The 5,885-nt window shown below is 42.6% G+C and carries 7 protein-coding genes; all 7 read right to left on the bottom strand.

The features are described 5' to 3' along the window. Positions 1-461: 461 nt before the first annotated feature. Positions 462-713 carry a hypothetical protein gene (locus D5R40_RS29695; protein ID WP_124155635.1) on the bottom strand — a complete coding sequence of 84 codons (252 nt, stop codon included), beginning with the start codon at positions 711-713 and terminating at the stop codon, positions 462-464. 856 nt (positions 714-1,569) lie between these two features. Beyond that, entirely contained in the window at positions 1,570-1,947 is a 378-nt protein-coding gene (locus D5R40_RS29700; RefSeq protein ID WP_124155636.1) for a TonB-dependent receptor, read from the bottom strand. Between the two features lie 965 nt (positions 1,948-2,912). Then, positions 2,913-3,185, bottom strand: a complete 273-nt coding sequence (locus tag D5R40_RS34210) for a hypothetical protein (protein ID WP_153183517.1) — start codon at positions 3,183-3,185, stop codon at positions 2,913-2,915. A 782-nt stretch (positions 3,186-3,967) separates the two neighbouring features. Beyond that, on the bottom strand, positions 3,968-4,183 hold the full coding sequence (locus D5R40_RS29710) for a carboxypeptidase-like regulatory domain-containing protein (protein ID WP_124155638.1): 216 nt from the start codon (positions 4,181-4,183) through the stop codon (positions 3,968-3,970). 642 nt (positions 4,184-4,825) lie between these two features. After that, positions 4,826-5,020, bottom strand: a complete 195-nt coding sequence (locus D5R40_RS34215; RefSeq protein WP_161565103.1) for a hypothetical protein — start codon at positions 5,018-5,020, stop codon at positions 4,826-4,828. Continuing rightward, on the bottom strand, positions 4,995-5,120 hold the full coding sequence (locus tag D5R40_RS41610; RefSeq protein WP_282433677.1) for a hypothetical protein: 126 nt from the start codon (positions 5,118-5,120) through the stop codon (positions 4,995-4,997). Before D5R40_RS41610 ends, D5R40_RS34215 begins: the two co-directional genes overlap by 26 nt. A gap of 286 nt (positions 5,121-5,406) precedes the next feature. Next, entirely contained in the window at positions 5,407-5,535 is a 129-nt protein-coding gene (locus D5R40_RS41615; RefSeq protein ID WP_282433678.1) for a hypothetical protein, read from the bottom strand. Between the last annotated feature and the right edge of the window lie 350 nt (positions 5,536-5,885).

Raw genomic sequence — 5,885 nt, forward strand, 5'->3', positions numbered from 1 at the left:
TTCTATTCTCAATTCATGCTTGGCAGGATTAGGATAAATTTCCAATCCTGCATCAATCCGGAGATCAGGATCGATGGAAACAGCATTCAGGTTCAATGCCGCAAAGGCTCTTGGCAAGAAGAATCCCATCACCGTATCTATGTGTGCCATAGCTTTGGCTTTGGTCTGGAAAGGATTGGCTCTTGAACCAACACCAGTCGCACCAGGAACGTAATTAGCACTATCGGGATCCGTTCCCTGAGCAACATTTGGATCATTCGGGTCATACCAGCCCCAGGGTTCGTAGCCGGTTGCAGGATCCTGAATCTCGTAATAACCCAGGTAATCCGCAGGATTTTTTCCGGGTTTTCATCAGATTTGCTTCCGCCTGAGCAGTAAAAGGATCGCCTGTTATACCAGCGAATACACTGTTTACTCCCAAAGTCGTGTAATAACGAGAAGTAGTCAGTCCACCGTGAACCTCAATTACAGGCACTACTCCACCAGCACCAGAAACTACAACAAACCCCTACGCTGTCAGGAGTCAGGGGATCATTACGACCACAGATGGAAATTACAGGTGCATCCATAGCATTGCTGATGCTGGTATCTCCGGAAGCTCCTCCCAAGTTCAGGATCAGGTTAGGATCTCCATTAATTCCTTCATACTGAATGTTGTTCACAGAACCACCAACTCCATCGAAGTTTCCGTGAGGTAGTATCGATGTAAGCATATACCGGTTTGTGAGTTGAGGAACTTCAAAAGGGTAAGATCTGAAGGCTCATCAAAGTTGTTTGCAGCAATGGCCACATATCCACCGGTATTGGTACCTCCCAGGGTAATTCTGTTAGGATCAATTCGATAATTGTTGTCTCCAGCAGCATCCTGACGGAAAAACTTGATGCAGTTTTTTTGCGTCAAAAGATCCCAGTACGTTTGCAGTAATGATGGTACCTCCTCGAACATCCTGGTCCGTTGAGGTCGGATTCCATCCTGCACGGTAACTACCTGCTACTGCAACGTAGCCTCGCTTGGCCAGCCTCATACACATCTCCACGATGGCACTGTCTTTTCTATCTCCAAAAGGAAGGGTATTGATCCCTTTTGGCAAAAAGCTTCCGGGGTGCATTAGGATTACAAGTGGACGTGATCCAACGGTATCTCCCATAGGCTGGTATACATCCATTTCTCAGGGTATCCAAAGCCATGAACCCGGAGAAAAAGCCATAGTTAGCAGAGAAGAACACATCTTCCTCAACGGAGACTTCTGCAAATACCTCATCCAGGTACCTATCTTGCGCACTAAGGCTTAGGCAAAATGCCAGAGAGGCAACAAAAAGTAAAAGTTTTTTAATCATAATAGTCTAAAGGTTTTGGTTAAGTATTGGGTATAAATTAATCTCCTCAGATTAGGAGTTTAAACGGTTTACAATTTACCAATGTCAAATACTACAGAGAAATAGCTCATGCGGCCAATTCTGGGTCCTCCATAGGTTTGGAAAACCTGATTATTCAGGATGTTGGAAGCACCCAACTTAAAGGTACTGTAAATGGAAGGAACCCGAATGTTTACCTGGGCATCCAGCAAGTCATAGGTTGGATTCGGCCTGTGAACTGGGAGAAACCTTCAAAGAGAAAGCCTTCAACCATTTGTAGTTGATGTTGAAACCCAGGTGCTTCAAACTTCCAATAGAGAAATCTCGCCCTGATAAGACCAGGTTAAATTTATGTTCGGGTGTATTAAAGGCAGGGATAATTTCATCATCCGAACCTCTTCTATCTAAAACATTCCAGGAGTAGTTTCCACCAAAAAGAAAATTGGTATTGAAGTAATAATTTACGCCAATCGAAAACCCTTGCGTAGTTACTCGGTCCGGAGAATTAGCAGACACCCTGAATACCTGGCGATTGATGGGGAAGGGTAATACATCGTCAAAGTCTGCAGCCACACCTAAGCGGAATCCCAAAAATCACGATACCAACTGAAATAATAGTTGGCGTCAATGAAAATTTTATTTTCTGCCAGCGTTCCTTTGTAACCCGCTTCTATGGTTCTAACCCGCTCGGGACGTACAGGTGGAGTATCAAAATACTGAAGAATTTCTCTGTCAAAGTTGGGCGAATCCAGGTAGTCAAGGAAAGAATCGAAATTGATTAAGGAATCTACTCCATTTAAGTTCCAATGAGTATTGCCCTACCTACATTATAAAACAAGTATTGATCCTGCAAGGTAGGATTACGGATAGCAGAACCAAAAAGAAACGCGGAGGTATTGTTTTGGTCGTACAAAAATACCCCCGTTAATGCGGGAGAAAATAAGTAATCGAAGTTCTGGTTCTTATCTACCCGTCCCGTTGCGGTGAATATCAGTCGATCGCTCATGATTCGTTTTTCCAATCGAGTGAAAAAAACCATATTCAAAGTTGGTGATCCTTTCTCCGCCTACTGTATCAGAGAAAATCGTTCCCTCTGAATAAGGGGTATACAAACGAGCGCTGCCCCCAAAGTAATATCGTCCAGCGCCTCTGTTTTGATCTGATAGTTTCCTTGTAAATGGGTAAGGGAAGATCTGCTGATGAAACCGGAACCGCCTTCCAGAAAGGTTTTCTTGGAAATGATGTCATTAAAAAGCGAATCAAATCTGGGAGTACCGGGAAATTAAAACGATCCTGGAAAAGGGTAGTCCCTACTCCTCTACCGTCTGCGAAAGCACGTGCTTCATCATGCCAGGCCTGCAATTGTTCAGCATTTTCTATAAGCACCCGATCAACTTGTGCATAGATAGAATCTCGTGTTTCTGGATTAAACCAGAAAGGCTGAATGGATGGATCTCTGGGATCAGGGTAACCGGGAAAGATCCCGAACCTGATTGGTTATGTTCTGGGACCAGTAGTTCCCGTAATTCTGGGTCCATTGTCCCAGGTCATTAGGTTTAGCAGCATCCTGAAGCAGGAGGGCTGTAAATACCGCCATCATACGAATCCCCCGCATCTTCTGATGTATGATAGGCCTGGATGGACCATTTATCTTGCTGAACCAATGTCAATGATGTGTGTTGTTGCAGACCCAGATTTTTCAAGCTGTAGCGGTTATCTCCTTGAAAAACGGTAGTACCGTTTCCATAATTGAAGCGATAAATAGCTTCAATTTTAGAAGTGGGGAGCCAGTGGATGGAGCCCGCCCAATTTGAGGTTTCGGGTATCATAATCAACCAAATCAACCTCATCATAGCCCGTGCGGTAGAATTGCCCCAAACCGGGGAAATTCAGGCGCCCGGCACTACCACCAAAATTATTTCTTTCTTCATCACCGTATCGATTGATGGCATCGTAACTTCCCGGATTAGCCAGCAATCTATCTAATCCCAGACCTTCTTCTTCAAAATCTTCGATGGCCTGATCAGTAGGCGCAAAATTATCTGCCTCCCAATCATCAGCTTCGAAGTAGGAGACATTTATTTGTTAACCCAGAAAGGGCCTGCCTTCTTTATTCTTATAAAAATCAGCAAAACGAATAGCGCCTTCTCTCAGGTTCTTTCTCCTACTTTTACCATAGCAGAAAGTCCGGGATGGATAAAGGGACTTTTGGTTGTCATACTAATTACCCCATTGAATGCCCCCGTCCGTACAGGGTGTACTCGCACCTGCAATTACCTCTACCTTTTCAACATCCAACTCGGAAGACCCGGCAAAATTACCCACAGAAAAATTCAGTCCCGGAGCCTGGTTATCAATTGCATCAATTACCTGCAAGGACTCACAGTCGGGTACTATTAAATCCCGGGTATTGATGATCTTGAATCCCATTACTGGCTGAGGTCAGGTCTACTCCCTTCAAAGAGCCAAGTGCGTCGTAAAAACTTACCGCAGGCGTCTCCTTGATAGCATTGATACTTAAAGATTCTACCGTGAGGTGTTGCTCTCTTTGTTTTTCTTGAAATGGCTGAGGCAACAATCTGAACTTCTTCTGCAGTAATTTGGGATTCTTTTAACCGAAAACCAATTGATCCCGGGTTGAAGTAACCTCTGTCCGTAAAGTGTCAAAGCCCAAATAGGTAATCAACAGCTCAAAAGGAGGATTGATTTTGGTTTTGATGATAAATTTCCCGCTTCCATCGGTGATGCCACCCGCTGGCTGTCCTACAACTACGACCCTGGCTCCCACCAGGGGCTGATTCATTTTCTTCATTTTGCACCAGGCCATTTATGGTGCTTTGCCCATATAAAGCCGGGAAGAAGAAACAAACAGAAATAAATACGAGTGAACGAAGAGAGTAATAGGTAGAAGAAATGTTCATATTTACGGTAATAGTAGATCCAAAATTAGTCTTGAGTGACGTTTTAACAGAATTGTTATCGACGCTCCGGGCTGATCGACGGAATTACCTTTCCTTTATTGTCATTAGTTGTCATCCCTTAAACGAGGAATAATAACAAATCTGAGCGGTTTTCTTTTTCCATTTAAGCGAAGCAAAAAAAGAAAATCGGGTTTAAGCGAAAAAAGTCGAACACCACTCTAACATCATTTTATCCCATCATGTTTTCATCTAGTTGTTTTTTAATATGTGAAAGATATAAAAAGTTATTATGCATGCATAATAACTTTCGAATTTACCTAGCCTGAATAAATAGCTTTCGTATAAAAGCTTCCTTTCTTCTTACTGCCAGAATACCAAAAAAAATAGCCTGAGAAGGGCTATTCTTATTTTAACATCAATTCTAATTTTTCTCTATTTTTGGCCTTACCTTCCTTCAAACTTCATTTCGTACTCCTCTAATTTCTTCTCAGCCGCGTCGATTTTCTCTTTTTTGACTTTATAATCTTCTTCGGAGATTTTCTTCTCTTTCATGTCTTTTCGAGCTTCTCTTTGGCCGCCTTTACTTTTTCTCTTGCAGCGCTGGCTGTCTCCTCACCCTTCGCAACTCTTTCACGAGCTTCTGCTTTTCTGCTAGCATTTCTTTCTCTCGCTTCTGCTGCACGGGCCTTGCCAAATTCTTTGCGGAAAGCTTCTCCTTTATTTTTTTCCATAAGCATTGCCATTATTGGATTTATCCTTGTCTTTTCCTTTGGCTTTGCCTTCACCTTCTTCCATTTCGTCCTCTTCTTCGTCCATATCTTCATCCTCGTATTCATCATACATCTTTCTTTCCCTTATCCTTCATTCTTTTCTTTAGCTTCCTTTGCTTTTTCCTTGCCTTTGGCTTTTCCCTGCTCTTTTCATCTCTTCCATGTCCTCTTCAGCATCCTTTTTCCCTTTCTGGGCTTTATCCTTCATTTTCTCCATCTTCTCCCTGCTTCTTCTCTTGCCCTTTTGCTTTTTCGATTGACCATATGCAGGTCCGAGTCCGATGATCCCAGCATGCTGAAAAGGATCAATATGTATTTTATCTGTTTCATTTTTGATTAGTTGATGTTGAGTGATAGATCTATTCCTGAATGTCTTCCAGAGCTTCCATTAATTCAGCCTCTGTAGCTTCAAGCTCCTCGAGGGAACTTTCAATTTCAGAGGAAATGGAATCCAGTTGTTGAACCTCTTTGACCTCTTCTTCGGTCAAAGTATTTTGGGTGTTTTGTTGCCTCCGCTGCAACTCATCAGCAAAAAACTGAAAGAAGCGATTACAAAGAGGGCGATAGCTAGTTTCTTCATAATGAATTTGTGTGTAATAATTGAATGCTTAAACAAATTTTACATTCTTTTGTGTTTGGATGAACTTTCAGATTAAAAGTCTCAACTTAAGTAAAAAAATATATGCCTGATCCTCAAGTATTTGAGAATCAGGCATGCCTAAAATTCAGAAAAATTTATCGAAGCACCTTAATAACGGGCTTCAGGGAATAGCCTCCATTCCCTTTTTCAACTACTGACTCCGCTGCATGATGGGCCAGGACAGCCTGAATGCTGTAT

The sequence above is a fragment of the Okeania hirsuta genome (assembly GCF_003838195.1).
Lineage (GTDB): Bacteria > Cyanobacteriota > Cyanobacteriia > Cyanobacteriales > Microcoleaceae > Okeania > Okeania hirsuta.

Coding starts and splice junctions, on each gene's coding strand:
- D5R40_RS41610 (WP_282433677.1), bottom strand. CDS start 5,120: ATGTATGATGAATACGAGGATGAAGATATGGACGAAGAAGAGGACGAA.
- D5R40_RS29695 (WP_124155635.1), bottom strand. CDS start 713: ATGCTTACATCGATACTACCTCACGGAAACTTCGATGGAGTTGGTGGT.
- D5R40_RS34210 (WP_153183517.1), bottom strand. CDS start 3,185: ATGATACCCGAAACCTCAAATTGGGCGGGCTCCATCCACTGGCTCCCC.
- D5R40_RS34215 (WP_161565103.1), bottom strand. CDS start 5,020: ATGGCAATGCTTATGGAAAAAAATAAAGGAGAAGCTTTCCGCAAAGAA.
- D5R40_RS29710 (WP_124155638.1), bottom strand. CDS start 4,183: ATGGCCTGGTGCAAAATGAAGAAAATGAATCAGCCCCTGGTGGGAGCC.